This is a genomic window from Butyricimonas faecihominis, from assembly GCF_033096445.1.
Taxonomy (GTDB): domain Bacteria; phylum Bacteroidota; class Bacteroidia; order Bacteroidales; family Marinifilaceae; genus Butyricimonas; species Butyricimonas faecihominis.
Window position 1 is genome coordinate 1,521,289 of the sequence record NZ_AP028155.1, and the last position, 26,585, is coordinate 1,547,873.

Consider the following 26,585-nt stretch of genomic DNA (forward strand, 5'->3'; position numbering starts at 1 on the left):
ATCTAATTCTTTAGTCTAAACTTCTTAAACCTTACCCTCACCTCCTCCACGCACGAGAACAAAACAATCGTGATCGCGAACGTCAGCACGGCAAGAAAAATAAACACGTACTTCGTGTCGAAAAACATCGTCATTCCCCCGAAACACCCCGACGCCATCAACATGAACAGAAAAGTGATCAAGTTCGAGTAAGCCAACATATCCCCCAGCTCCCGCCCCTTCACGTTCGCTTGAATCCAAGCATCCAGCGGTACCTTGAACATCCCGCTGAAAAACGCGGCGAGGAACACAAGTACACCGAACGTCACCCCGTGAGCGTCAAAAACGAATATTGCCAGCAACGTCAATCCCGTCGTGATCCCCCCGTACGGCACCAATCCCAACTCCACGTCCCGACGAGACAACACCCCGGCAAGATAACATCCCGCCCCGATTCCCACGGCAGCCAACGACATCACGATACCCGTCTCCGAATCGTTCATCCCCAAATCCGAACGGCAGTACACGATAAGCACCATTTGAATCATCGAACCGATAAACCAGAACGTGGCCAGTCCCACGACCACCAGATTCAACCCCTTGAACGCCAACGCCCGCACGAACATATCTTTCACAAACTTCACGGGATTCAACGTCTCGTGGCTCTCCTTCATCGGCTCGCTCTCGTTCGCCCGAATCGTCAGACTCGACAACCAACCGAACAACGCCACCCCGAACAGGATCACGCACAGCACCGGGATCGTCACGCTCTCCGACAAAAAGGCCGCCATCAACGTCCCTGTCAGAATACCCACGAAAGCGAACATCTCCATGGCCCCGGAACCGTAAGAAATCCCCTCTTCACCCCCGATGTCACGAATCAACCCGTACTTCGAAGGAGAAAACAGCGCGCTCTGCAACCCCATCAACAAAATGGACGACAACACCAGTCCCGTCGAGTGCGTCAGGAACCCGGCCGTGGCCACGACCATAATCAGCATCTCGGCAAACTTCGCCCAAACCACAATCTTTCGCTTTTTATATATCTTCGCCAATCGTCCCGCCAACGGGGAAAACAGCAAATACGGTATCACCAATGCCGCCGATGCCAGCGTCACCACCATCGACTCGTTCTCCTTCCCCACCCAAGCTATGCAAATAAAACACGCCAGCGTCTTCAGGAAATTATCATTCAAAACTCCCAGATAATTCGTGAAAAACAGGGAAAACCAATTCTTTCTCTTCGCCATAATCACAACTTATATGATAAAACACAACAGCCAAAAGTAGTTTATTTTCCCCCGAATTCCTACTTTCGCGAAAGAAAACAGGTCATCCACCTCACAAAGAAAGCCACGGCATGGAGAATTCAAAAATAAAAAATATACTTGTCATTGATAATCATGACTCGTTCGTCTATAACCTCGTCCAAATCCTCCGGGAAAACGAACACTGCCAATTCGACATCGTTTATAACGACCAAATCGACTTTTCCTCGCTCGACCGCTACGACAAGCTCCTGTTATCCCCCGGACCGGGAATTCCAGCCGAGGCCGGAGAACTTCTCGCACTCATCGAGCATTGTAAAACCACTCACGACATCCTCGGTGTATGCCTCGGTCATCAAGCCATCGCCGAATCCTTCGGTGCCAGCTTGCAACAACTGCCTCTCCCCAAACACGGCCACGAAAGTCCCCTCACCATCGTCGATCCCACCGACATTCTCTACCACGGCCTCACCTATCCCGTGCAAGTAGGACGGTACCACTCATGGATCGTGAACCCTCACACGCTCCCCTCATGCCTCCGCATCAGCGCCCTCGACGAAGAAGGTCACATCATGTCCTTCTACCACACAAGCCTCCCCATCCGAGGCGTTCAATATCACCCCGAATCCATCATCACCCGCCAAGGCCGCCAAATGATTAACAACTGGATAAACGAAGAAAAGAGTTTATAAGGTTTATAAAGTTTATAAGGTTCATAAGGTTTATGGACCCCTGCGGGGCGCTTTGTCAACGGCAGCTTGAACTGCCGTTAAAACATTGTCCGAAGGACACCCGTGACTTTATGAACCTTATAAACTTTATGAACTTTATAAACCTTATGAACCCCAATCATTTGCCCCCGCAACCGGAATCTAAAATCCCCTCAGTTTTTTCCCCACGTACAATGGCCTTGACGCCGATTTTCCCCGATCGAAACCGAACCAGAATTCCTCCTTTTCTCCCGGTAAATGATACACCCGCATCACACTCTCGTATTCCCCCATCACGTTCACCACATCCCCCGGAATCTCTTTACTCCACGGTTTCAGCCGCTTACTCGGTTCCTTAGCAAAAGGAATCCCCGCAACAATCCACGCTACCGAAATATCAGTCAGAAACATCGGGTACCGTTCCTCGCAAAATTCGTACAACAACGCCCCCCGTCGTTCCAAACTAAGCGGTTGCTCCAACAACTCCCGTTCCTCCATCCAGCGTAGAAAATCCGACAGGAAACATTCATCATGCCCGATCAACTTACGGGTCACCCCCTGCCACGCCAAAGCATTATAAAAACCATCAATCAAACGAGACAACAACCGGGCTTGACGCAAATCCTCCACCGACATCGCTTTCGTCTGCAACACCTCGTACGGCACGTCCGGGGAATAGACAATTCCCAAAGCCTCTGCCTCCGCACGCATCGCCGTTCCGGGTAATAATTTCAACAACTCCAACTGGATCTCTCCCGTTCCGAAACCGGCCAGCACCCGCACATCCTCGATCATCTGTTCCAAAGAATACAATGGTAACCCGGCAATCAAATCAGCGTGTACCACCAAATTAGGTAATGACGCCAAATAACACAGCCCGTCCAAAGCCGCCTGCAAATCACCGATTCGCCGACAAGCCTGTAACACATTCTCCCGTAAACTCTGAATCCCCGCCTCCAGATGCAACAACCCGGCAGGCAACTCCCGCAACAACTCCTTCACCTCATCGGAAAGCAACGCCGGATGAATCTCCAAATGAAAACGCATCCCCGGAGCAAACTCCCGGAACAACTCCAGCAAACGAATCGCCCTCCGGGAAGACCCGTTAAAAGTACGATCCAACAACCGAATATCCCGAATACCATGATCCCGAATAACAGTCAGGCGTTCCCGAATACGCTCCACGGACAACACCCGCACGGGTTTCTCCGCCCCACTCACGCAAAAAGCACAAGTATTAAAACACCCCCTCGTCGTTTCCAACTGCACGAATGGCTTTGTCCAATCGAAAAAACGACTGTGTTCCGGAATCATCAATTGATCGAACTCCATCACCCTCGCCAATCCCCCATCATGATACACACCCTCCGCATCCAACCAACACAGCCCCACAACCTCATTCCACCGGGAAGGACAATCGTACACCCCCAGCCACTCGTGAAATCCCAACTCACCCTCTCCCCGAAACACGCAAGCCACGTGCCGATTCCGACGCAAATACTCCTCATTATCCCCCAGCATCTCCGGTCCCCCGAATATAATGGTACATTCCGGTAACAACGCCTTCACCCGAGCCGTGATCTTCAACAACACCTCATGCGTGAACAACCATGCCGTAGCCGCCACCACATCGGGCCGGGCCGCCACGATCTCGGCCACCACACTCCCCACATTTGAATTAATCGTCGCTGAAACTTTCCTCCATTCCACATTCCCCTCCTTTCCTTCCACTTGAGCATGAATAGCCGGAAGAGCCAATGAAGAATGAGCATACGAAGAATTCAAATCCAACCAAAGAAGTAACATAACAATTTCAATTTTAGTGTTCGCCTCCGGCGAGTTACAAGTACCTTTCCCCCTCTCCTTCCCTACCCCGCAAAGCTAACGCTTTTTCCATAAGAAAAAAAGTTCCAGAACAACACAAAAAAGGAACTGTCCCAAAAGTCATTTTTCAAACTCCCTCCCGGCTTCGCCGTACTCCCTCTATAAACAGAGGGAGAGCTGAAATACTCCCTATCTTCAGGAAGAGTCACCAACTCCTCCTCTGTTTATAGAGGAGGTGGCACGAAGTGACGGAGGAGTTTTTTGAAATGAAATGACTTTTTAGACAGCCCCTCTATTTAAATAACTTGTAACCTGTAACCCGTTAACTTGTAACGGCAGAATCCTATTCTGCCTTCCCGTGCAAATGCACATCCAACTGCGGGAACGGGATATTCAGATTCTCCTCGGCGAACGTCTTGTACACCTTCTCGTTCATATCAAAATAAACACCCCAGTAATCCCCGGCGTTCACCCAAGCACGAACCACGATATTCACCGAACTCTCTCCCAAAGAAGTCAAGGCAATAAAATAAGCCGGGTCCTTCAACACACGTCCATCCGCATCCAGCAAACGGGCAATCACGGCCTTCGCCTTCGTGTAATCATCCCCGTAAGCAATTCCGAACTCCCAATCTACCCGGCGAGTAGCCTCCCGTGAATAGTTTTTCATCAACCCCGTTGACAAACCGCCATTCGGGATAATGATAATCTTATTATCGGGAGTCGCTAAAATCGTATTAAATATCTGGATCTCCCTCACCGTACCACTCTGTCCCTGAGCCTCGATCGTATCTCCAACCTTAAACGGCTTGAACAACAAAATCATCACCCCTCCGGCAAAATTCTGTAACGTACCGCTCAATGCCATACCAATGGCAACACCGGCAGATGCAAACAAGGCTATAAACGAGCTGGTCTCGATACCCAACACCCCGATCACCACGATAATCAACAACAACGTTAACGTGATATTCACCAAACTCTTCACGAACGTAGACAAAGAAGCCTCCACGTGACGCTTTTCCAATATCTTCGCCAACAACTTGTTCAATCGCCGAACGATCCAGCGTCCCACAATGAACACAACGATAGCCAACAAAATCTTAGAACCGACCGATATTCCCAAATCGATCATCTTAGTTACGAACACATCTAATGACACATTAGAAGTTTTTGCAAATAATTCTTCCATACACCTAAATTTATATTAATGATTAACAACTTATATCCGCCTCCAACATCAAACGACATTTCTCTTGAACATCCGGCAGGAAACGATCAAACAACTCCTGCAACCGATCCTGATTTCTCTCGAAAAAAACGATGGCCGCCTCCGGGTCAACTCCCAGATTCTTGTACTCCACCATGATTTCCAGCGAACGCTTAATCCCGGAAAGGGACGCGTAACGCACCAACCGATTCGTCAGGATAAAATGCCAAAGGAATCCTTTAAAGCGTTCCGGTAAATAACAATAATTCAAGACTAACGCCCCATAAAAACCACAAGCAAACCACCTCAATGACCGCCCGGAATAACGTCGAAAATCCCTTGCCAATAAATGATCAAAATAAATATCCGTCAAAACGCCGGAATAACGTCCGAAATCACCTCGCAACATATCTATTGCCTCCCGAACCACGAGATGATGATCCGTGTAATCATCAATTTCCCGGTGTAACAGAATACCCTCCCGAAAACCCGACGGATAATTCTCGTAAGTCCGTCCCTTAACAGCATCCCCGACAAAGTTCCCGATCTGAACTCTCCGATCATCTCCCGAGAGGAATATATGTGCTAAATAATTCATTCTTTGGTCTACGTTTTTACCCTATAACAAGTTTCAAGTTTTTCGGACTTTTTTTAACACCAATCCAAAAGCAAAAATAACAAAAAAAGACGAACCCTTCTCCCGAATTCCCTATCTTTGTTGACATTATTGGTAACTAATTGAATATGAATCGAACATTTAAATTTAACACGCTATATATCGGGATTCTTTTACTGGCCCTCGCCTTTTCGTCCTGCACCTCATCCAAACAACTCGCCATCCAGAAAAGTAAAACTGCACAGCTATCCCGCAAACTAGGCTTCACGGTGAATCGAAAAGACGACCTACCCCTACTGGAAGAAGTCAGTCGATGGTTGGGAACCCCCTACCGTTACGGCGGAACCACCCGCACGGGTGCCGATTGTTCAGGTTTCGTGGGAGCCGTGTATAAAAACGTTTACCATAAATCCCTACAACGCACGGTTGTTAATATCTATAATAAAGACTGCCAGCGCATCGGGAAACACCGTTTGAAACCGGGTGATCTTGTCTTTTTCAATTTCTCCAAGCGAAAAAAAAGAACCCTCAACCACATGGGTATCTACCTCAAAAACGGTTACTTCGCTCATGCCAGCACATCAAAAGGTGTCATGGTTAACCACCTAAGCGAAAATTACTATAAAAAAGGGTGGCGTAAATCCGGCAGGGTATGGTAGATTAAGTATAAATAAAGAGGGTATGTCAACATTTTTTTATCCTCAAAAAACTCCTCCGTCACTTCGTGCCACCTCCTCTATAAACAGAGGAGGAGCTGGCGACTCTTCCCGAAGACAGGGAGTATTTCAGCTCTCCCTCTGTTTATAGAGGGAAATCGGCGAGTAAGCGAGGACAGACAGAGAGTTTACTCGTTGTCTGTCGAGCGAGAGCCGATTCGAGACCGGCTTCCGGGCTCAATACCCCGAAGGGGGGAGGGAGTTTGAAAAATGACTTTTGACACCCCCCTTTCATATAATAAAACCTTCCATCAAACAAACAGATTCACGTTTGCATCCTCCGCCCGCTCCAGATAAGTCGCCACACCACCAACATTCACCCCATCAATCAACTCCTCTTTCGTGATCCCCATCACGTCCATGGACATCTGGCAGGCAATGAACTCAACCCCATTGTTCCGGGCCTGTTCAATCAAACTCTCCAACGAATCGATTTGCTTATTACGCATCACCTTCCGCATCATTCGGGTTCCCATCCCCATCATATTCATCTTCGATAAAGACAACTTACGACTTCCGGCAGGCATCATCATCCCGAACATCTTGCTCATCGTGTCTTTCTTCACAACATCGGTACGCTCTTTCCGGATCACGTTCAACCCCCAGAAGGTGAAAAACATCGTTACCTTCCGTCCCGTCGATGCCGCCCCGTTCGCGATAACGAACGACGCCAACGCCTTATCCAGATCATCACTGAACACGATCAGCGTCTTGTTGTTCCCCGCCCCTTCCTTCACCACGGGACAAACTCCTGCCCCTTTCTCCAACACAGCCGTAATTATACCCTTTTCTTCCTTCACATCCACCAACTGGTTTCCCGTCATCTTCGCCCATGATGCCACATCCCGGGAAAACCCTTGATCGGTCACTTTAATCTCCAAACGTTCCCCAACCTTCAATTGCTCCATCCCACCCTTCAACTTCATCACGGGTCCCGGACATTGTAAGCCGCAAGCATCTATCGTGAGGGATTTCTTCTCCACCACTTTCTCCGGAGCTTTCACTTCCATCGGCTTTTTCGGTTCCGGTTCCGAATATTTTATCGGGTTACATTGTTCCGCCATCGCCGTTGAATACGTCTTGTAACCTCCATTCAGGTTCACCACATCATAACCGTGTTGCATCAATACCCGGGCTGCAATATACCCCCGCAACCCGATGGCACAGAACACCACGATTGTCCGATCTTTCGGTAATTTTTGGTATTCTCCCCGTGAACCATCCAAGGAAATATTCACGGCTCCCTCGATACTTCCCATCGCAAACTCCTCGGCCGTACGCACGTCTACCAGCATCACTTTGGATCGGTCCATATCTTTCAATTCCCGCCAACTAATCATCTTCACTTTTCCACTCAACATATTATCCGCCACAAAACCTGCCATATTCACCGGATCCTTTGCAGACGAGTAAGGTGGCGCGTATGCTTGTTCCAACTCCATCAGATCATAAATAGTCCCACCATTCCGAATCACGGCTGACATCATTTCCAACCGTTTATCCACCCCATCAATACCCACAGCTTGGGCGCCCAGCAACTTCCCATCTTCCGGTGAGAAATTAATCTTTATATCCATCATAATCGCCCCCGGATAATACCCGGCATGAGATGCTCCATGCACGATGGCCTCTTTATAAGGAATTTGCAGACGATCCAACATCTTTGCAGACAACCCGGTTGCCCCCACGGTCAAGTCGAAAACTTTGGCAATGGCCGTACTGATAGAACCTTTATATTTTTGATGATTACCATTCACCACGTTATCTGCACAGATACGTCCCTGTTTATTGGCTGGTCCCGCTAAAAACGCCAGCGCTGGACGACCACTCACCGGGTTCGGGAACTCGATGGCATCACCCACGGCATAAATATCCGGCTGGGAAGTCTGTAAAAACTCATTCACCTTAATTCCTCCCATCTCCCCGATCTCTACCCCCGCCTCACGTGCCAATTTCACATCCGGGCGCACCCCAATAGAAAGCACAACCATATCAACCTGCAACACCAACCCGCTTTTCAACACCACGTCAATACCGTCCTCCACGGAGCGGAACGCTGTCACCGCCTCCTGCAAATGCAGCCCGACACCTTTCGACTTAAAATGCTGATGTACTGCAGTAGCAATCTCGTAATCCACCGGAGTCATCACCTGATCAGCCATTTCCACGACCGACACTTGAATCCCATATTCATGTAGGTTCTCCGCCATCTCCAACCCAATAAATCCGGCCCCCACGATCAACGCCCGTTTCACGTCATGCTCCTCGATATACTCCTTCACCCGATCCGTATCATTCACGTTACGTAAGGTAAAAATTCCTTCCGTATCAATCCCCTCTAACGGTGGACGAACCGGAGCCGCTCCCGGCGACAAGATCAATTTATCATACGTCTCTTCATAAAGTCCTCCCGAATCCAAATTATGGACCGTGATTGTTTTCTTTTCCGGATTTACACGCTCCACCTCCGAACGCACCCGAGCCTCAATATTAAATCGTGCGGCAAAACTTTCCGGTGTTTGCACGAAAAGTTTCTCCCGTTCGTAAATCACCTCTCCGATATAATAAGGTAAACCGCAATTGGCATAAGAGATATAATCACCTCTCTCGAACATAATAATTTCAGCACTCTCATCGAGCCTACGCAAACGGGCTGCCGTTGAGGCACCACCCGCCACACCACCAACAATCAGATATTTCATACACGCTTAGATTTTAGGGTTATATATATTTTTCAATTATTTCCTGTAACTGTGATGCTTGAACTACCCCGCTATTATTCCACAACACCTTTCCCTGTTTAAATAACATCAACGTGGGTACCGACTGGATATGATACAAATACACCGGTTGTCGGTTAGCTGGCACATCCACGTCAATCTTCAAGATGATTACCTTATCACCCAGCCTCTTTTTCACCTCCTCCAAAATCGGATGCATCATCTTACACGGCCCGCACCACGTGGCAAAAAAGTCCACCAATACCGGCTTTTCTCCATTAATCAACTCATTGAATTTATCCATAATATCACGTTTTAATTTATATTACTTATAACGTCCGTTCTCCCGTAAAGTTCACGGACTTACTTCGTGCATTTCATCATGCACCGCATGGCCTCCGTGACATGATCACTCGCCATACTATAAAAAGCATTACGTCCCTCCCGCCGAATCAACAGGATTCCCTTTGCTTGCATATCTGTCAGATGATGCGAAATCAACGCCTGACTACATCCCATCCGGTCACATATATCCGACACACTCATCTCACCGTTTTTCGAGAGCAAGCATATAATTTTCAATCGATTCGGGTGTGCCACCGCTTTCAACACGTAAGCTAACTTTTCCAATTCTTCTTGTGTAAAACATTCTGTTTCCATATTCTCCTTTTTTGAATACACAAATATATAAACATACATTTGAATATACAAGATTATAAAGAATATTTAACATATGTATGAGATTACTTTTCCAATTGCATCGATACTAAAAGTTTCTTAACTTCGCAACAGATACCAAGTAATTTTTATACGATGAAAGTATATGTAGTAAGCGCCTTCTGCATGAATGGTTCCGGAGGAAACAAAGCCGGTGTCGTACTCGATGAGTTCATTCCCAACTCTAACGTAAAAATCGCATTAGCGGCACGTCTCGGCTATTCTGAAACGGTATTTCTGTCCGATTCCGGCAAAGCTGACTTCAAATTAGAGTATTTTACCCCTAAAGGCGAAGTTCCTCTTTGCGGTCATGCTACTATCGCTTCTTTTATCGTTCTTCGGGAGCTTGGCAGACTAAAAAAATCAGAGTACACTATTGAAACTGCCGCAGGCCTATTGAAAGTATGGATAGATGGTGATGGCCTTGTCTTCATGGAACAGAACAGCCCCTCCTTTTTTGAGATCATCCCCAACGAACGACTAACCTCGTGCTTTCATCCTCTTTCCTTGGATGAACGTTTTCCGGCACGTATAGTTTCGACGGGATTGAGAGATATAATTATGCCGATTTCAACATCGAATGCATTGGAAATCATGGTTCCAGATTTCAAAGCAATATCTATTTTGAGCAAAGAAATGAAATGTATCGGTATTCACTGTTTCGCCCTCACAGGATCTGATATAGACAATACCCCCACAGCCATTTGCAGGAACTTCGCCCCACTTTATGGTATCAACGAAGAGGCCGCAACAGGAACCTCCAATTGCGCCTTAGCCTGTTACCTTCACGATCTTGGAATAAGACCACAAAGGTACATCTTTGAACAAGGACATAATCTTTCCTGTGTTTCCAGAATCATTGTCGAGTTAAAAACGGATACCAATATTCTTGGTGTCAGAGTCGGAGGGGACGGAGTTGTAGAAGGTATGCTGGACAAAAATACAAGCATTTGGGAGTAAATATTGGACCACAATAAAAATAAACCCGCTATAACTTTTTATGTTTTAGCGGGTTATGACATCAAATTGTGATCCGGTTGGGATTCGAACCCAAGACCTACGGCTTAGAAGGCCGTTGCTCTATCCAGCTGAGCTACCGAACCGAGTGTCATTTAATTTTGACGGTGCAAAGATAGCGCTTTCTCGTATAAATACAAACATTCGCACATATTTTTTTAGATTAAAATGAACTCCTACCGCATCATTCTCCACAATACACTTAACAAAGACAAAATTTCATTCGCTTTCGTAAAACTTTATTTCAAAACTCCCGTAAAACAAGCTATGAATTTTCTTTTTGCGAAACAAGATTAAAATTATATATTTGAAAAACGATAATAAGTCAAACATTAAAATTTAAAACACTATGGCAAAAATAACACTTGCAGGAAATAGCATAAACACGAAAGGTAATCTACCTTCAGTTGGTTCAGTCGCTCCCGATTTCTCATTAGTAAAAACGGATTTATCTGAATTGACCTTGGCAAGCGAAAAGGGTAAACGTGTTGTTCTAAACATTTTCCCCAGTCTTGACACCAGCGTATGCGCAACATCTGTACGCACATTCAACAAACTTGCGGCAGAAATGGACAACACGATCGTGTTAGCTATCTCTAAAGACCTTCCTTTCGCACACGCTCGTTTCTGTACCACAGAAGGAATTGACAAAGTAATTCCTCTTTCTGCATTCAGAGATCATGCGTTCGGTGACAAATATGGAGTAGAAATGATAGACGGACCTTTAGCCGGATTATTAGCTCGTTCTGTTGTTGTTATTGATGAGAACGGAAAGATCATCTACGAAGAACTCGTTCCGGAAATTACCCAAGAACCTAACTATGATGCAGCTTTAGCTAGCTTAAAGAAATAGTTCATAACGTTTATAAACAAAAAGGGGCTTTCGCCCCTTTTCTTTTTATTTAGCACGCTCCAATTGAACGGTAAAGTGACGCATTAACGGTGCTTCCCAAGTAATTTGGAAACCACGAGTAATTTGCTCACGACGATCATATACATTCTTCAAAGCAACGGCAATCACGTCCATATGGTTGTTCGTGTACACTCTTCTCGGGATAGCCAAACGAAGAAGATCCAAACCTCCGAAACGATTTTCACGAGTTACCGGATCACGGTCAGCCAAGATATAACCGATCTCGCAACCGCGAATACCAGCCTCCAAATACAATTCAACGGTCAACGTTTGAGCCGGGAACTCTTCTTTCGGAACATGAGTCAACACTTTCGGGGCATCAATAAACAACGCGTGACCACCTGCAGGACGTTGGTAAGGAATTCCAAATTCATCCAAACGTTTTGCCAAGTACTCTACTTGTTTGATACGAGTTTCCAAGTTATCGAATTCGGTATTTTCATCCAAACCGATAGCCAAAGCGTTCATATCACGACCATTCATACCTCCGTATGTCAGGTAACCTTCGAATTGCACGCAGAAACCTTTAGCACCTTCAAACCAGTCTTGGTGACGAGTTGCGATGAATCCACCCATATTCACGATAGCGTCTTTCTTCGCGCTCATCGTCATACCATCTGCGTTATCGAACATTTCTTTCACGATCTCTTTAATCGTTTTGTCCTGATAACCTTCTTCACGAGTTTTGATGAAATAAGCATTTTCCGCGAAACGAGCCGAGTCGAACAAGACACGTTTGCCATATTTATCAGCGATAGCACGAACTTCCTTGATATTCTTCATGGAAACAGGTTGTCCACCAGCCGTGTTATTGGTTACAGTCACAATGATAAACGGAATCTTATCAGCGTGTTCTGCCAATACTTTTTCCAATTTCTTCGGGTCAAGATTTCCTTTAAAAGGAACTTCCAACTGGGTATCTTTTGCCTCGTCGATTGTCACGTCCCAAGCGATGGCCTTACGTCCTTCGATATGCCCTTTCGTCGTGTCAAAGTGAGAGTTACCCGGTACGATATCACCCTCTTTTACAAGATAAGAGAAAAGTACATTCTCGGCAGCACGTCCTTGGTGAGTCGGAATCACGTAATCGAATCCGGTCAAACGGCTAATCATGTTTTTCAAGTTAAAGAAAGAAGATGCTCCGGCATAACTTTCATCACCCAACATCATTCCTGCCCATTGGCGATCACTCATTGAACCGGTTCCTGAATCGGTCAACAAGTCAATATACACGTGTTCTGCACGTAATTGAAACACATTATAATGTGCCTCTTTAATCCATTGTTCTCTCTCTTCACGAGTACTTTTACGAATGGGTTCTACCATTTTAATCTTCCACGATTCTGCAAAAGGTAATTCCATAATCTTTAAACTTTAAATAGTTAATGATATAAATTAATTGTAATATAATTCTCAAGAAATGACCGGAAGGCCATTAATAACATAAGCATGTAAATGGGGGTACGAAAGACCACCACCTTTAACCAACAAAGGTGTCGCGCTTCTTAATATTCAAGAAAAGTTTACTGACTAGTATGACGCTTTTATCTTTCATCGTAGCAAATTTGGGAAAAATAAAAAAAAAGACCAAGGAATTCTTGATCTTTTTTTATTACTTCTTCTTTTTCTTTGCCATTCGTTTCTTCATCACGTTTCTTCGGTTATCCTCGGCAGTATATGTATTTTTCGCCTTCTTAGCATGGAAAGCCCCGCCTCCTTGCGGTTTCCCCCGTTGATAAACAATATTATTGGTCTGCACCTGTTCCTCTTCCAGCAACAACTGAGAAATCTCCAACTTTTCAGGCAAATCAAGTATTTCAACTTCTTGATTAATCAGACGTTCTATATCCATGAAACGATCCTCCTCGATTTCCGACACGAAGCTGATCGCAGCTCCTTCTTTTCCCGCACGAGCCGTACGCCCGATTCGATGCACGTACTCTTCCGCCAAAGAAGGTATATCAAAATTGATCACGTGACTCACATCCTGCACGTCAATACCGCGGGCTGCCACGTCAGAGGCCACCATGATACGGGTCTCTCCCTCCTTAAATGACCTCAAAGCTTTCAAACGGGTATTCTGAGCCTTATTCGAGTGAATAACACTCAACTCGCCTTTCCAATGATCGGCCAAACGCTCCACAATACGATCTGCGTTCTTCTTCGTCTCGGTAAAGATCATCACTTTCTTGAAATTCTCCTTGTCGGCAAGCAACAACTTCAACAAATTGATCTTCGTCGAAATATTCGGCACGTCATAACGATATTGTTTCACGTTCTCCACGGGAGTTGCCTGACGAGCCACTTCCACCCGCACCGGATTATTCAAAAAATCACGTGACAGACTCTCCACAGCCTCCGAGAAAGTAGCGGAAAACAACATCGTCTGGTGTTTCTCCGGCAGCACCTCGAAAATCCCTTTCAGTTGCGGAAGGAACCCCAAGTCCATCAACCGATCGGCCTCGTCGACCACAACCGTCTTGATCATCTTCGTACGGATAATACCATTATAATATATATCCATGAAACGCCCCGGTGTAGCCACGAGCAAGTCCACCCCTTCAAACACCCGATCCTGTTGTGTCCGGATATTTGTTCCCCCGTACACACCCACGCAACGAATGTCCATGAACTCCGTCAACAATTCAACACTCTCGCACACCTGCACCACCAGTTCCCGCGTGGGAACAACCACCAGCGCCCGCGGAACCAACCCTTGCGCGTAATGCAATTTCATCAACATCGGGATCAGGTAAGCCAGCGTCTTTCCCGTACCGGTCTGGGCGATACCGATCAAATCCCTCCCGGAGCGACTGACCGAAAATACTTCTTCCTGAATAGGAGTCGGGTTCTCGAAACCAGCCTCTTCCAACGCCATCAAAATTTGCTTACTTACATTTAAATCCTGAAATCCCATATATGTTACGTTTTAAAACTATACGGTCACAAAGGTACAAAAAGTAGTGTCTCGCACGAAATAAATTTATTTATAAAATAAATTGCATCTAAATACCCAAAATAAACCACTAGCACACAATATAATACCCGAGAATACTTTTGTAACAAAAACAAGAATGATAAACTTTCCATTTGCTTTTGTCAAAATATATTTCTAAATTTATTGCACATAAAACCTCTAAAATTACTACGTTATGACTTATACTATTACTTTTAACGAGCTGAGAAAAATCAAAGACATGCTACCTCACGGAAGTATGCAGAGAATTGCAGAAGACTTGGGTATCAGTACAGACACCGTACGTAACTACTTCGGAGCCGATAATTATGACAACGGGGGATCGAGCGCCGGAATACATGTTGAACAAGGCCCTGACGGCGGACTTGTCGTTCTGGATGACACGGCCATTCTGGACAAGGCAAAGGAACTTTTGAACGTGTAGCAAAAAGATTTTAACACCGGGAAACAGCAAAATAGCATTCCCGGTATTTTTTTACCGCTTTTTTATCTACTTTTGCCCCGTCAAGTCACAGACAAACCTGTAACTTGTCAACCTGTAACCAGTAACGTCGCATCGCGACACGAATAATTATGAGCAAAATAGTTCTAAAAGCCGGTAAAGAAAGATCTTTATACAGACTGCACCCGTGGGTTTTCTCGGGAGCAATAGCCAAAATCAAAGGGGACGTACAGGAAGGTGACGTCGTTCAAGTGTATAACAGTGACGACGAATATCTCGCCACGGGCCACTACCAGATCGGGAGTATCGCCGTGCGTGTACTCACGTTCAAGGAAGAAGAAATTGACTATAATTTCTGGGTGGAGCGCATCCGACAGGCCTATCTGACACGTGTAGCTATCGGTTTGGCGACCAACCCGAACAACAACGTGTACCGCCTCGTTCACGGGGAAGGTGACGATCTTTCCGGACTTGTTATTGACTATTACGCGGGGGTTGCCGTCGTGCAATTCCATTCCGTGGGAATGTATAAAGCTCGGGAAGAGATCACGAAAGCCCTGTTGGAAGTCATGGGAGATAAACTCATTGCCATATACGACAAGTCGGAAGGAACCCTTCCTTTTAAGGCAGGACTTAACCCCAAGAATGACTACTTGTACGGTCACACCGACAACTTCACGGCCATCGAAAACGGGTTAAAATTCAACGTGGACTGGCTGGAAGGTCAAAAGACCGGATTTTTTGTCGATCAACGGGAGAATCGACGTTTGCTCGAACAATACGCCCACGACAAGAATGTTCTCAATATGTTCTGTTACACGGGTGGGTTTTCATTCTACGCCATGCGAGGTGGGGCCAAACTCGTGCATTCGGTGGATGCCTCGGCCAGAGCCATCGAGTTAACCAACCAAAATGTGGAACTCAACTTTCCCGGCGACACCCGCCACGAGGCATTCGTGGAAGACGCATTTAAATTCCTTGATAAATCACACAACAAATATGACTTGATCATCCTTGACCCTCCCGCGTTTGCCAAACACCAAAACGTGCTGGACAATGCCATTCAAGGATACAAAAAACTGAACCGCAAGGGTATCGAGGTTGTAAAACCCGGTGGGTTAATCTTCACCTTCTCCTGTTCGCAGGTTATGACGAAGGACCTTTTCCGTCAAACGGTCTTCACCGCGGCAGCCAACACGGGTAGGAAAGTCAAAATCCTGCACCAACTCACGCAGCCTGCCGACCACCCGATCAGCATCTATCACCCGGAAGGGGAATATTTAAAAGGATTAGTATTGTACGTGGAATAAAGGGGCTGTCCAAAAAGTCTATTTTATTTCCAAAAACTCCTCCGTCACTTCGTGCCACCTCCTCTATAAACAGAGGAGGAGCTGGTGAATTTTCCCGAAGACAGGGAGTATTTCAGCTCTCCCTCTGTTTATAGAGGGAGTACCCCGAAGGGGGGAGGGAGTTTGAAAAATGACTTTTTGGACAGCCCCTTTCTACTTCCCTAACACACTTTCCAGCGTCTCGATCACCCGATCCATATTATCCGAACCACTAACACTCAACACGATATTTCCCTCCGGATCAACCACCACCATCTGCGGTAATCCTGTCACGGATTCAAATTGAGACGGGTCTTCCAAACTAGCCTCTTTTGCCAAGATATTATTCCATGCCATACCTTCCTCTTCCAAAGCCTTCAACCACTTTCCCCGATCCTCATCCTTGGAAACACCCAAAATATCAAACTTCCCGGCAGCATGATACTTCTCGTACAACTTCTTCATCTTCGGTATCAATCCCCTGCAAGGCCCGCACCATGATGCCCAGAAATCAAGCAACACGTACTTTCCCCGGTAATCCGCCAAACTCACCTTCTTCCCCTCCGGAGTTTTCGAAGAAAAATCCCCCATCACCTTTCCCGACCTCGTCATGTACATTCTTTCCATACGCCCAGAAAATTTATTCAACGCGGTATCCCGCTTCGTTTGCTCGTCCAGCTCCATGTGAACCCCAATACAATAATCAAAATCAGACACGCTCCCCGCGTAATCGACCAACTTCTCCCGAGCCATACCCTCTCCCAACCGATTACATAACGTGTTATAAAACTCCTGTTTCATAATCCGATACACCTCGTTCATCAACCGTTCCCCTTTAGCTTCATCCGAATGTAACGAGTTAATCTGTTCCCGCCACACGTACGGGTAATAATAAAAATAATACACATAATCCGGAGTATACACCTTCGTGTATAAATCCAACTCTTCCACCAGCCTGCCTGTAACCTTCCCCTCTTTTTTCAAATCCTGCACGATCTTTCCTTTCAGAGCCAACGGCATATTCGCCCTCACCAGTACTTCCTCCAAACGTCCCTTTTCCATAGCCCGATCCACCACGTCCATATACGCGGAATCCCGATGCTTCCTTAATCGCTCCAACTGTTGATTTACCCGATACATTAAAGTCGCATCTTTTTCCAGCCATGCTTTCATGTAATCATCCGTCATCTCCAATTTGCCCCTCGTGTATTCCCGACTAACATTCTCCAACTCGTAGAAATATGTACCGGAAACATCGCCTTCTACTTTAATATTCAAAGGATCTGTATTCAACACGGTCACCGTGACACGATCTTTATCCCCGACAAAAAACCATGACGAATATCCTGTCTCCGTGGCCAAACGAAACACTTTCGGAGCATGATGTACCTCGTACACCGCTCTCCCCGCCTCAAAATGTAAAGGAATCACCTTATCCCAAACAAACTGATGCTGTTCCGACAGCCATACCGGATCTTCCCCTCGTGGAGAATTTCAACCTGTTGCCCTCTCACCACCATCGCCCAAATCAGCAATCCCCACAACAGACCATATTTTATTATATTCTTAGTACTCATCATTAATCAATTATTTATTCATACTTTCAATCGCCACCTCGTAAATATCCTTCCCTCGCAACTCTTTAGCCACGATCCGACCTTGTGGATCGAGCAACAGGATAAAAGGAATCGCATCCCGGTTAAATATCTCATGTAAGACTCCTTTCGTGTCTCTCAAATTCACGAAATGCTCCATTTGTTTCTCCTTCATAGCCTTTCGCCAGTCGGATTCCTTCCTATCCGTCGAAATCGAAATAACCTCGAACCCCTTATCATGCAATAAATCATAAGCCTTATGCACGTTGGGCATCTCCCCGATGCAAGGACCACACCATGAAGCCCAAAAATCCAACAACACGTATTTCCCCCGGAAAGAACGAATCGCGACCTCTTCCCCGTTCATCGAAGGCAACGAAAAATCAGGTACCACCTGCCCCACGGACGTCTTCATCACCGCCTCCCGGTAAGCCACCAACTCTTTGTACAAAGGATGTCCGATCAGTTCCGGACTATCAAACAAACTTAATGCCTCCCCCAACCGATCCATCGAAAAACGCTTCCTCTCGTTATTCAAAATCATCAGCATCGCTCTCGAATTCGGGAACTTGACCAGCATATCCATCATCACGCCCTCCTTAAACGCGTCTCCGCTCTTCAACTGATCCGGAAGCAACGTCAACCGTTCCATTCCCTGATAGTAATCCAGTATGGCAGACTCACGTCCTCCCTCCACGATCATATATTTCTTCGTAAGCTTATACCCGGAAGGATTAAAGAAATTAGGTTCCTCATGTAATAAAACATTATAAGCAAATACTTCCGTGGAGTCCAGCATAAAGAACTTCGAAGTAGCCTTTTTCCTTACTCCCCCACACACGAACTCCGGCCCCGTGTATTTCCCGGTAAAACAAACCTGTTGCCGATCATCCAACATGGCCGAATCCCCTTTCTCAAATTGTAACGTCTCCTCGTTAAAACGATACAGGTAAACCGTATCTCCCGGTAAACTTCCGTTCCCATAGATAGAAACAGTCAAACGATAGGAAGGCTCGGAGCATCCCGCAAACAGACATCCCAAACATCCCAATAACAATATAATATGTTTCATGAAAAATCAATTAAAAATACATGTACATCTTATCTTATCGGAACCTCTTTCAGTATCCGGTAAATCAGCCCGTAAGAAACACCGGGCAAACCGTTCCACACCAGTTTTCCCGTGGGATCAATAATAGCAAAATGCGGTATCCCACTGATACACAACGTCTCGTTCAACTCGCTTTTCTTACCCGTCAGTCGCAACTGTACCCCCTTCATCTCTTTTTCCCGCATCATTTTTATCCATTTCTCCCGGTCGGCGGCCTTGTCCACGGACAACGACACGAATTCTATATTCCGTCCCTGCAAACGTTCTTCCATCTTTGCCAGAAACGGAATTTCATTACAACACGGACCGCACCACGTGGCCCACACGTCCAACAAAATCCACGATCCCTTGAAAGAAGACAAATCCACCCTCTCCCCGTTCATGGTCTCCCCCGATAACACGGGATACAAGTTTTCCGGCACCAACTTCCGCGCCTTCCGATCAGCGTCCTGTTTATTCAACTTCCCCCGTAACACGTCAGCATAACGGGGAGCCAATCGTTTCACGCATTTATCAAAATCTCCTCGACGATCCGGCCGCACCCAGTAAAGGATATTATCCAAATTCGTGTAAGCTATTTTATCCCTCACCGCACCTTTCGGGAAATACGTTGCCAACTTCACCTCATTCTCGTATATCCGGTCCCCCCGTCCTTGCAACTTACGGGGATCCTCGATCCGTAAATAATCCACGTACACCTCCACCGCACGCCAGTAAGAAGGAGAATAAACCACCCGATCATCTTCTGCATCCGGGATCACTTCAGATAAGCGAGCCAACATCTCCCCGGAAAATTCCTGAAAAGTTGCCCTTGAAGACTTGATGCCATTCGCTTCCAACAGACGGTAGTACTTAAACTCTGTCCGCATCACCTTCTCGAAATTTTTCCGATCGGCAGGATACTTTTCCAGATAAGTCGCCAACCAAACATTCAAAGAGTCGCACACCCTCTCCAGATTCAACCCCTCGTATTCCTTGGGCAACAATTGCGGCATAACGCGTGCAAACTGCAACCTCTGTTTCAACAAATCTACTTTCCGCAACCAATTATTCCGATCCGCGCATAAACTCCCGTCATCCTTCAACTCCACCCCCCGGTTTTCATGCAAAACGACTTCCAAGAAATCCCCGGCCTCTAAAAACAAAAAACACTCCTCGTTTGCCAACAACCTTTTCCCGTACATATCCTCTCCCTCCAACGTAATCCAACGGGTTTCTCCCTTTTTCAAATCATAACGCTCGTTCCCGAACACGACAAAAGCCTCCCGCTCCGCCACCAGTTTTATTTTCACCGGTTGTCCGAAACACAGCAAGGCCATGTTCAAACATACAATACAAAACAATACTTTCTTCATAAAAAAATCAATTTGGTTTTAAGGTTGATTTATTCAATCATATCGTAAAAACAACTCACCCGGTGCAAGTGTCTAAAACGATCAAAAAATAATAAATGCACCTTCCATCACATTTTTTTAATGACAATCTATACAAGATCGTCCAAAAATCTATAAGTTTGCAGTGGTATGAAATCATCCGAAACAGACATAACATTTTTGAACAGACTAAATTCCCGCGATCACGAGGCATTCAAACAACTGTTCCGAGAATATTTTCAAGATATTGCTTACTATTCCAGCAAAATCCTGAAAGACACGGATGTTGCCGAAGATGTCGCTCAAGACGTGTTCATCCGGCTATGGGAAAAGGAGAATCATTTCGAGAATTATCTTGCGCTGAAATCCTACCTCTACCTCTCGGCCCGTAACAGTTGCCTGAACTACATCAAACACCATAACATCGTTCAGGAACATGCCCAGAACCTCGTCCAAGAAGAAACCGACGAACAGACATGGAACACGATTGTCGAGACGGAAATTATTAGTTTATTATCCGACTACATCCGCCACCTTCCGAGCGAATGTGCCAAAATTATGGAACTCGTGATGCAAGGGTACAACAGTACCGAGATTTCCACCCTGACTGGGGCCTCATCCAGCACGGTCAGATCACAAAAACAGCGGGGTATATCGCTATTGAAAAAAATGGTTTCCCCAGAACTATACGCGCTACTCATGCTTTTCCTGCAACAAAATAATTAACCCCACCTCCACTAACATCCCCATTGCCGGGGTTAAAATCGGGATAAACCGGCACGAGAAATCCCGGTTGCAAAACTATAGAGTCATAATTGCCTAAAATAACGTACCTGCCCCGTCTGTTATATTTACTTAAACTCTCTTAAAATGGCGGCGATAATCGGGCGATAATCGGGCGACAATCGGGCGATGGCGCCTAACAGTCACCTAACAGCCGCTCAACAAGCACCCTACGAGTCAGTATATCCCAATTACATCCCTTCTTTTACCCCTCGTTATCCCCACTCCCCGGAACACATTCGGAGACAACAAAAACACGAAAAAATAAAAAAATATCATTTTTCTTTAGACACTTTCCCGACATGAGTTGTTTTAATAGCAAAACGAACAGAGATGGAAGAAGTCGAAAATAAAATAAACGAAGCCCGAAGGATCGCCCGACAGATAGAACAGGCACTATCGAACGGTGATTGGGAACAAGTGGCGCCCGATTCCCCCCGACTCCGCGAGGAGGTGGGAATCCCCGCACGGCTGCATGAAAATATAAAACGACACGACAGTTTCGACACGGAAAAAGCGTTAAACAAATTCATCGCCGCCACACGTCCCGCACGACGGTTGTCCGTGGTCTACAAATACGCGGCTGCCGTGGCCTGCCTCGTGATGTTGGGAGTAGGGTACTACTTTTACCAAACCACCGGGGGAACAGACCCGCGATCCGGTTTGCTGGCACAAAGTGCCTATCTCGTACTAGATGACGGGAAACAGGTCGAACTGAACCGGCAAATGCAAATGGACTACAACGGGTTAAGGATCATCAACACGAACGAAGGAAAGGTCTCTTTCCAACACGAGAAGGAGTCAGCCCACGTCTCTCCCAACAAACTGGTCGTTCCGGAAGGCACGGAGTACACTCTCCAGTTAAGTGACGGGACAAACGTTCATCTGAACGCGGGTAGCACGCTTGTTTTCCCGTCCGTGTTCGGGAAAGATGCCCGTGTCGTTGAACTTTCCGGGGAAGGCTATTTCGACGTGACACATTCCGGTGTTCCCTTTATCGTGAAAAGCAAGTCAATGGATGTCAGGGTACTCGGAACCACGTTCAACATGACAGCTTATCCCGAGGATCCGGTAGTGACCACCACCCTGTTAACCGGGAAAGTTGCCGTTACCTGCCATTCCCAGACGGACACGACAACACGGACAACCGTGCTAACCCCCGGATTGCAAGCCCGATTCCAACCGCGGGAAGGCGTGTTGCAAGTGGATTCCGTGGACGTGGAAGAGCAAACAGCTTGGCGCAGAGGCGAATTTACATTCGAAGATGTCGATCTGGGTAGCATCATGACCATCATCGGGAGAAGTTTCGCCTTGAACGTCACGTTTGACGACCCGGAACTACAAGATATAAAATGCTTTATCTCCATTCAACGAGACAAAGGATATGAAGACATTTTGAAAATTATTCACATGGCCACGGGCGTCAAGTTCAAAAAGGACGGGAACGAAATCCGGGTATATAAATAAATCGAGGGATGTTGACACCATCCCTCAATTATAACAGATTAAAATATTGACCAATAAATTAACCTTAAAACCATTACAAAGCTATGAAATAATTTAGTGTTTTCCTAATAAACGATGGTGATGGGTGCTAGAAAATTCATTCTCTTGACAATTTTTGTGGTCCTGTTGGGGACTTCAAGGGAAGTATGGGCTCAAAAAATCAGCATTCACATGAATAACGCCACGCTGGAAGAGGTGTTGAAAAAGATTAAGAAAAAGACAAAATATGACATGATGTACCAGATGAAAGATGTAAAAGAAATCGACAGCCGCCGATCCGTTCATTTTGACGAAACGGAGCTACAGGAAGTCCTGACCTTCTGCCTGCAAGGACTCCCGCTGGATTTTCGCATCTATAATCAAACCATCATTATCACGAAAAAGAACACGGTTCCCATCCCCGCAATGCGTACCATAAAGGGAGTCATCCGGGACGAGGACGGGATCACGCTCCCCTCGGCCACCATTTTGGTGAAAGGAAGTAACCGGGGAACTATTTCAGACAAAAACGGACAATTCTCTATCCGGATTCCGGAAGGAGAAAACACGATACTCATCACGAGTTACGTGGGCAAAAAGACCTGTTACACCCCGATCACGCGAGATGATTCATACTCGATTATCTTAGAGACAGATGTTTCGGAAGTGGAAGACGTGATCGTGAACGGCTACCAAGTCATCGCCAAAAACGAAATGACCGGAGCGACCTCCACGGTCAACGCCAAAGAGATACGCACCCCGGGAGCGACCTCCCTAGAGGCCGCCTTCCAAGGCACACTGAACGGGTTGGAAATCATGATTCCTTCCGGAAATATCGGCTCCACGGGACGCATGAAAGTACGAGGAACCTCAACGATTATCGGTAACCCGGAACCACTGATCGTGGTGGACGGAATCATCCGGGAAAACATCTGGCCTTTTGACCGGAATACGCTTTACGACCTGTTGAACGAGAACGATCTCAGCAACTCGGCACGTTCCAGCATCATGGGCAACAACTTGTCGGGAATAAACGTGGACGACATTGCCAGCATCACGCTGTTAAAGGATGTTTCCGCCACGGCCATTTACGGGATCAGGGCCTCCAACGGGGTAATCGTTATCACGACTAAACAAGGGCGTTCCGATCAGCCAAGCGTGAGATTCCGAAGTGACATCACGTTCAGCCCTATACCCACCTATCGCAACGCCAAGGTGATGAACTCAGCACAACGGGTCAAATTATCGAAAGAAATGATTGAAGCGGGAATCCCGTTACCCAGCTTTCCGGATGGAATCGGGTACGAGGCCGCTTACATGAAAATGATCAACAAAGAGATTTCCCACGCTGAATTTAACGAGGAAGTTACCCGGCTGGAGAAAACAAATACCGACTGGTTCAAGGCACTGGGTAGAACCGCCATCAGCCAGAATTACCACGTCAGTTTCAACTCGGGAAAGGACGGGATGGCTTACTATTCCTCTTTCGGGTATAGGAAGGAAAACAGCGCGTACATCGGGAATGACCGGGAGACTTTTACCGGAATGCTGAATTTCAATTACAACTCGTCACCGAAATTCAAAATCGCAGTGAACCTTTCCGGGTATCACATCGCGACTTCCGGTTATTACACGGGAATTAACCCGGAGCAATATGCCCTGACGACCAGTCGCACGGTTACCAGCGATCAGTTTTACACGAAGGGTAAGGCAACTTCACTGTCATACCGAAAAAACGGGATATATCAATTCGTCAGAAACAGTGTCCATTTCAATATGCTGCACGAATTACAACACACGGGTAACGATAACAAAACTTCGGAAGTCAACGTGAACGCACAATTCACTTGGAATCTCCTCCCCTACCTGAATATAACGGTTACACCCGCGTACTCACAAGGAACGAACGACAGCCAGTTGTGGGCAGACGCACAATCATGGAACGTCGCCTTACTCCGGGGATGCGACTATAATGCCACGCTTCCCGAAGAGGTTCAGAATCTCATGGAATACATCAGCCCGCTCCCGACAGGAGGTATCCTTGACTATACACGACACACCCGTCGTTCCCTCACGGTGAAGGGACAAATCAACTTCCGGAAAACGTGGGGAGAAGGGACTTTCCATTCGATAACCGCGACACTCGGTATCGAAACCCGGAAAAATAAATATGACGGGAAACAAGGAATTGAATGGGGATACGTGAGAGGGAAAAGGAGTACACTATTACAAGATTACCGTTCCCCGGCAGACAAGTTTCAACAGGTGAAGGAACAATTCCCCGGAATTGAACTTGTCGAATCATCCGACACGCCCGAAACGGAACATGACATGACACTCGTTGACCGGGTGGAAAACACGTTCTCCGAGTACGGCACAATCGGTTACACGTACGACAGCCGCTACACGGTGTGCATCAACGTCAGAAACGACGCGTCCAACCGTTTCGGCAAACACACGAACAATCGTTTCTACCCCGTCTGGTCCACCGGAGCGCGCTGGGATATGCACCAAGAGAAGTGGTTCCCCACCAAACCGTGGTTGAACGCAAGCACGTTGCGGGTTTCTTACGGGAAACAGGGAAATGTAGTTTCCAACGTGTCACCGAAAGCACTTGTCAGCCACGTGCCGAGTGATCCGATCACGGACGAGAGTTACCTGCAACTGGAACAACTTCCCAATCCCGATTTGAAATGGGAGAAGACATTATCTTGGAATGTCGGGATTGACCTATCGCTATTCCAAAATAGCATGGAAGTTTCATTCGATTATTACAAGAAAGAGACCTCGGACATCGTGGTGGAAAAAGAGATCCCGATTGAAAACGGGTTCCGCAAAATGTACATCAACAGCGGTGCCATTGATAGCGAGGGATATGAATTACAGGTCAAGTTATCGCCACTCTCCACACGTGACTGGAGCTGGACGGTTAATTTCACGGCAGCCTATATGAAAGATATTTTAAAAAGGAGTTACACGGATGAGCCTGCCCTAGAGCGCTTCACGAACGGGAACGCCGCGCTGGACGGGTTTCCGGTATCGGGATTTTGGTCGATTCCCTTCATCGGGCTATCGCCTAAAAACGGGGCCCCGCTATTTGCCGTCATGGATCAAGTCGGGGGAGAAATGCAAAAGGTGTCCGGTTCTTTGCTCGATTACCTCGTGTACAGCGGGGACAGTGAACCCCGTGTTTCGGGAGGGATCAGCACGACCGTACGTTATAAACGTTTCACGCTAAATGCCGTATTCAATTATCAATTGGGACACTACAAGCGTCTTAATCCATTTATCACAAGTTCCAATAATGGCATGTTGTCCATTCCGGGAGCTGACGTAAACGCATCCACAGAATTACTGAATCGTTGGCAACAACCGGGAGACGAGACACGCACCCGTATTCCCGCCCTATCCACACGGGATGAAGACGTGTCCCAGTATTTACCGGATAACTCGCTGAGCTTGGGAAATTATAACACCGTGTACCGCTATTCATTATATAACCGGAGTACGGAGCGGGTAGTATCCGCCAGTCATTTGCGATGTAACCGGATCTCGTTAAATTACCAAACGAAGATCCCCCGCGTCGCAGAAATAAACTTGGGTATAACGGTAACTAACCCGTTTATCATCAAGAATCACCGTCTGGGAGATCAAGATCCTGAAGTGATGAGTATGAATGCCGATTCGTACACCCCGACAATGAAACGACAACAAAATTATTCGATCAGTGCAGAATTTATTTTTTAAACAATAATATAAACTAAAATCAATTTAATGACAGAGAAATTATCAGACCAATCA

The 26,585-nt window shown here is 46.5% G+C and carries 22 protein-coding genes and 1 tRNA gene; 9 read left to right on the top strand and 14 right to left on the bottom strand.

Going from position 1 to position 26,585, the window contains the following annotated elements:
- Positions 1 to 2 precede the first annotated feature (2 nt).
- Entirely contained in the window at positions 3 to 1,229 is a 1,227-nt protein-coding gene (locus R8806_RS06450) for an MFS transporter (protein ID WP_124317717.1), read from the bottom strand.
- A 110-nt stretch (positions 1,230 to 1,339) separates the two neighbouring features.
- Between R8806_RS06450 and R8806_RS06455 the strand changes: the two genes are divergently transcribed.
- Positions 1,340 to 1,939 carry an anthranilate synthase component II gene (locus R8806_RS06455; protein WP_124317716.1) on the top strand — a complete coding sequence of 200 codons (600 nt, stop codon included), beginning with the start codon at positions 1,340 to 1,342 and terminating at the stop codon, positions 1,937 to 1,939.
- 180 nt (positions 1,940 to 2,119) lie between these two features.
- Here R8806_RS06455 and R8806_RS06460 read toward each other — a convergent pair whose 3' ends face one another.
- The 3 genes from R8806_RS06460 to R8806_RS06470 all read right to left on the bottom strand — a co-directional run bounded on the left by R8806_RS06460 (position 2,120) and on the right by R8806_RS06470 (position 5,589).
- The gene (locus R8806_RS06460) at positions 2,120 to 3,763 is read right to left on the bottom strand and encodes a B12-binding domain-containing radical SAM protein (RefSeq protein ID WP_124317715.1); all 1,644 of its coding nucleotides are present in this window, start codon (positions 3,761 to 3,763) and stop codon (positions 2,120 to 2,122) included.
- Positions 3,764 to 4,124: 361 nt separating this feature from the next.
- Positions 4,125 to 4,973: a mechanosensitive ion channel family protein gene (locus tag R8806_RS06465; protein ID WP_124317714.1), complete on the bottom strand. Its 849-nt coding sequence runs from the start codon at positions 4,971 to 4,973 to the stop codon at positions 4,125 to 4,127.
- Between the two features lie 22 nt (positions 4,974 to 4,995).
- Positions 4,996 to 5,589: an acyl carrier protein phosphodiesterase gene (locus R8806_RS06470; RefSeq protein WP_124317713.1), complete on the bottom strand. Its 594-nt coding sequence runs from the start codon at positions 5,587 to 5,589 to the stop codon at positions 4,996 to 4,998.
- A 146-nt stretch (positions 5,590 to 5,735) separates the two neighbouring features.
- Here R8806_RS06470 and R8806_RS06475 point away from each other — a divergent pair, with 146 nt between their 5' ends.
- Positions 5,736 to 6,266 (top strand): C40 family peptidase, encoded by a 531-nt coding sequence (locus R8806_RS06475; protein WP_124317712.1) that lies wholly within the window; start codon positions 5,736 to 5,738, stop codon positions 6,264 to 6,266.
- 308 nt (positions 6,267 to 6,574) lie between these two features.
- On the opposite strand, the gene R8806_RS06480 is transcribed toward R8806_RS06475, so the two are convergent.
- Genes R8806_RS06480 through R8806_RS06490 form a run of 3 tightly spaced genes read right to left on the bottom strand, consistent with a single transcriptional unit; the run spans position 6,575 to position 9,703 of the window.
- The gene (locus R8806_RS06480) at positions 6,575 to 9,025 is read right to left on the bottom strand and encodes a DsrE/DsrF/DrsH-like family protein (protein ID WP_124318251.1); all 2,451 of its coding nucleotides are present in this window, start codon (positions 9,023 to 9,025) and stop codon (positions 6,575 to 6,577) included.
- Positions 9,026 to 9,044: 19 nt separating this feature from the next.
- Positions 9,045 to 9,347 (bottom strand): thioredoxin, encoded by a 303-nt coding sequence (gene trxA / locus R8806_RS06485; RefSeq protein ID WP_124318252.1) that lies wholly within the window; start codon positions 9,345 to 9,347, stop codon positions 9,045 to 9,047.
- A gap of 59 nt (positions 9,348 to 9,406) precedes the next feature.
- Complete coding sequence (locus R8806_RS06490) at positions 9,407 to 9,703, bottom strand: ArsR/SmtB family transcription factor (RefSeq protein ID WP_087422711.1); 297 nt, start codon at positions 9,701 to 9,703, stop codon at positions 9,407 to 9,409.
- Between the two features lie 153 nt (positions 9,704 to 9,856).
- On the opposite strand from R8806_RS06490, the gene R8806_RS06495 reads away from it, so the two are divergent.
- Positions 9,857 to 10,720, top strand: a complete 864-nt coding sequence (locus tag R8806_RS06495) for a PhzF family phenazine biosynthesis protein (protein ID WP_124318398.1) — start codon at positions 9,857 to 9,859, stop codon at positions 10,718 to 10,720.
- A gap of 69 nt (positions 10,721 to 10,789) precedes the next feature.
- Here the strand turns inward: R8806_RS06495 and R8806_RS06500 are convergent.
- Positions 10,790 to 10,863 (bottom strand) — tRNA-Arg (locus R8806_RS06500).
- A 263-nt stretch (positions 10,864 to 11,126) separates the two neighbouring features.
- Here R8806_RS06500 and tpx point away from each other — a divergent pair.
- On the top strand, positions 11,127 to 11,630 hold the full coding sequence (gene tpx, locus R8806_RS06505) for a thiol peroxidase (protein WP_124318357.1): 504 nt from the start codon (positions 11,127 to 11,129) through the stop codon (positions 11,628 to 11,630).
- Between the two features lie 45 nt (positions 11,631 to 11,675).
- Here tpx and R8806_RS06510 read toward each other — a convergent pair whose 3' ends face one another.
- Both R8806_RS06510 and R8806_RS06515 read right to left on the bottom strand, forming a co-directional pair.
- The gene (locus R8806_RS06510; RefSeq protein ID WP_124318358.1) at positions 11,676 to 13,052 is read right to left on the bottom strand and encodes a tryptophanase; all 1,377 of its coding nucleotides are present in this window, start codon (positions 13,050 to 13,052) and stop codon (positions 11,676 to 11,678) included.
- A gap of 250 nt (positions 13,053 to 13,302) precedes the next feature.
- Positions 13,303 to 14,607, bottom strand: a complete 1,305-nt coding sequence (locus R8806_RS06515) for a DEAD/DEAH box helicase (protein ID WP_124318403.1) — start codon at positions 14,605 to 14,607, stop codon at positions 13,303 to 13,305.
- Positions 14,608 to 14,842: 235 nt separating this feature from the next.
- Between R8806_RS06515 and R8806_RS06520 the strand changes: the two genes are divergently transcribed.
- Positions 14,843 to 15,091: a DNA-binding protein gene (locus tag R8806_RS06520; protein WP_087422692.1), complete on the top strand. Its 249-nt coding sequence runs from the start codon at positions 14,843 to 14,845 to the stop codon at positions 15,089 to 15,091.
- 149 nt (positions 15,092 to 15,240) lie between these two features.
- Positions 15,241 to 16,419: a class I SAM-dependent rRNA methyltransferase gene (locus tag R8806_RS06525; protein WP_087422693.1), complete on the top strand. Its 1,179-nt coding sequence runs from the start codon at positions 15,241 to 15,243 to the stop codon at positions 16,417 to 16,419.
- A gap of 192 nt (positions 16,420 to 16,611) precedes the next feature.
- On the opposite strand, the gene R8806_RS06530 is transcribed toward R8806_RS06525, so the two are convergent.
- Genes R8806_RS06530 through R8806_RS06545 form a run of 4 tightly spaced genes read right to left on the bottom strand, consistent with a single transcriptional unit; the run spans position 16,612 to position 20,498 of the window.
- Entirely contained in the window at positions 16,612 to 17,868 is a 1,257-nt protein-coding gene (locus tag R8806_RS06530; RefSeq protein ID WP_317715793.1) for a TlpA family protein disulfide reductase, read from the bottom strand.
- Complete coding sequence (locus tag R8806_RS06535; protein ID WP_317715795.1) at positions 17,865 to 18,017, bottom strand: hypothetical protein; 153 nt, start codon at positions 18,015 to 18,017, stop codon at positions 17,865 to 17,867. Before R8806_RS06535 ends, R8806_RS06530 begins: the two co-directional genes overlap by 4 nt.
- Positions 18,018 to 18,024: 7 nt before the next feature.
- Entirely contained in the window at positions 18,025 to 19,104 is a 1,080-nt protein-coding gene (locus tag R8806_RS06540) for a TlpA family protein disulfide reductase (protein WP_124317519.1), read from the bottom strand.
- A gap of 29 nt (positions 19,105 to 19,133) precedes the next feature.
- The gene (locus R8806_RS06545) at positions 19,134 to 20,498 is read right to left on the bottom strand and encodes a TlpA family protein disulfide reductase (RefSeq protein WP_124317518.1); all 1,365 of its coding nucleotides are present in this window, start codon (positions 20,496 to 20,498) and stop codon (positions 19,134 to 19,136) included.
- A gap of 168 nt (positions 20,499 to 20,666) precedes the next feature.
- Here R8806_RS06545 and R8806_RS06550 point away from each other — a divergent pair, with 168 nt between their 5' ends.
- The 3 genes from R8806_RS06550 to R8806_RS06560 all read left to right on the top strand — a co-directional run bounded on the left by R8806_RS06550 (position 20,667) and on the right by R8806_RS06560 (position 26,531).
- The gene (locus R8806_RS06550; RefSeq protein WP_124317517.1) at positions 20,667 to 21,242 is read left to right on the top strand and encodes an RNA polymerase sigma factor; all 576 of its coding nucleotides are present in this window, start codon (positions 20,667 to 20,669) and stop codon (positions 21,240 to 21,242) included.
- Positions 21,243 to 21,632: 390 nt separating this feature from the next.
- On the top strand, positions 21,633 to 22,766 hold the full coding sequence (locus R8806_RS06555) for a FecR family protein (RefSeq protein ID WP_124317516.1): 1,134 nt from the start codon (positions 21,633 to 21,635) through the stop codon (positions 22,764 to 22,766).
- Between the two features lie 120 nt (positions 22,767 to 22,886).
- Positions 22,887 to 26,531, top strand: coding sequence for a SusC/RagA family TonB-linked outer membrane protein (locus tag R8806_RS06560; protein ID WP_164720034.1), 3,645 nt, complete (start codon positions 22,887 to 22,889; stop codon positions 26,529 to 26,531).
- The last annotated feature ends 54 nt before the right edge of the window (positions 26,532 to 26,585 follow it).

Excerpts from the sequence above, each read along its gene's own strand:
- R8806_RS06525 (WP_087422693.1), top strand. The coding sequence starts at position 15,241 with ATGAGCAAAATAGTTCTAAAAGCCGGTAAAGAAAGATCTTTATACAGA.
- R8806_RS06545 (WP_124317518.1), bottom strand. The coding sequence starts at position 20,498 with ATGAAGAAAGTATTGTTTTGTATTGTATGTTTGAACATGGCCTTGCTG.
- R8806_RS06535 (WP_317715795.1), bottom strand. The coding sequence starts at position 18,017 with ATGATGAGTACTAAGAATATAATAAAATATGGTCTGTTGTGGGGATTG.
- R8806_RS06540 (WP_124317519.1), bottom strand. The coding sequence starts at position 19,104 with ATGAAACATATTATATTGTTATTGGGATGTTTGGGATGTCTGTTTGCG.
- trxA (WP_124318252.1), bottom strand. The coding sequence starts at position 9,347 with ATGGATAAATTCAATGAGTTGATTAATGGAGAAAAGCCGGTATTGGTG.
- R8806_RS06515 (WP_124318403.1), bottom strand. The coding sequence starts at position 14,607 with ATGGGATTTCAGGATTTAAATGTAAGTAAGCAAATTTTGATGGCGTTG.
- R8806_RS06560 (WP_164720034.1), top strand. The coding sequence starts at position 22,887 with ATGGGTGCTAGAAAATTCATTCTCTTGACAATTTTTGTGGTCCTGTTG.
- R8806_RS06520 (WP_087422692.1), top strand. The coding sequence starts at position 14,843 with ATGACTTATACTATTACTTTTAACGAGCTGAGAAAAATCAAAGACATG.
- R8806_RS06510 (WP_124318358.1), bottom strand. The coding sequence starts at position 13,052 with ATGGAATTACCTTTTGCAGAATCGTGGAAGATTAAAATGGTAGAACCC.
- R8806_RS06495 (WP_124318398.1), top strand. The coding sequence starts at position 9,857 with ATGAAAGTATATGTAGTAAGCGCCTTCTGCATGAATGGTTCCGGAGGA.
- R8806_RS06475 (WP_124317712.1), top strand. The coding sequence starts at position 5,736 with ATGAATCGAACATTTAAATTTAACACGCTATATATCGGGATTCTTTTA.
- tpx (WP_124318357.1), top strand. The coding sequence starts at position 11,127 with ATGGCAAAAATAACACTTGCAGGAAATAGCATAAACACGAAAGGTAAT.
- R8806_RS06455 (WP_124317716.1), top strand. The coding sequence starts at position 1,340 with ATGGAGAATTCAAAAATAAAAAATATACTTGTCATTGATAATCATGAC.
- R8806_RS06550 (WP_124317517.1), top strand. The coding sequence starts at position 20,667 with ATGAAATCATCCGAAACAGACATAACATTTTTGAACAGACTAAATTCC.
- R8806_RS06465 (WP_124317714.1), bottom strand. The coding sequence starts at position 4,973 with ATGGAAGAATTATTTGCAAAAACTTCTAATGTGTCATTAGATGTGTTC.
- R8806_RS06480 (WP_124318251.1), bottom strand. The coding sequence starts at position 9,025 with ATGAAATATCTGATTGTTGGTGGTGTGGCGGGTGGTGCCTCAACGGCA.
- R8806_RS06460 (WP_124317715.1), bottom strand. The coding sequence starts at position 3,763 with ATGTTACTTCTTTGGTTGGATTTGAATTCTTCGTATGCTCATTCTTCA.
- R8806_RS06450 (WP_124317717.1), bottom strand. The coding sequence starts at position 1,229 with ATGGCGAAGAGAAAGAATTGGTTTTCCCTGTTTTTCACGAATTATCTG.
- R8806_RS06490 (WP_087422711.1), bottom strand. The coding sequence starts at position 9,703 with ATGGAAACAGAATGTTTTACACAAGAAGAATTGGAAAAGTTAGCTTAC.
- R8806_RS06555 (WP_124317516.1), top strand. The coding sequence starts at position 21,633 with ATGGAAGAAGTCGAAAATAAAATAAACGAAGCCCGAAGGATCGCCCGA.
- R8806_RS06470 (WP_124317713.1), bottom strand. The coding sequence starts at position 5,589 with ATGAATTATTTAGCACATATATTCCTCTCGGGAGATGATCGGAGAGTT.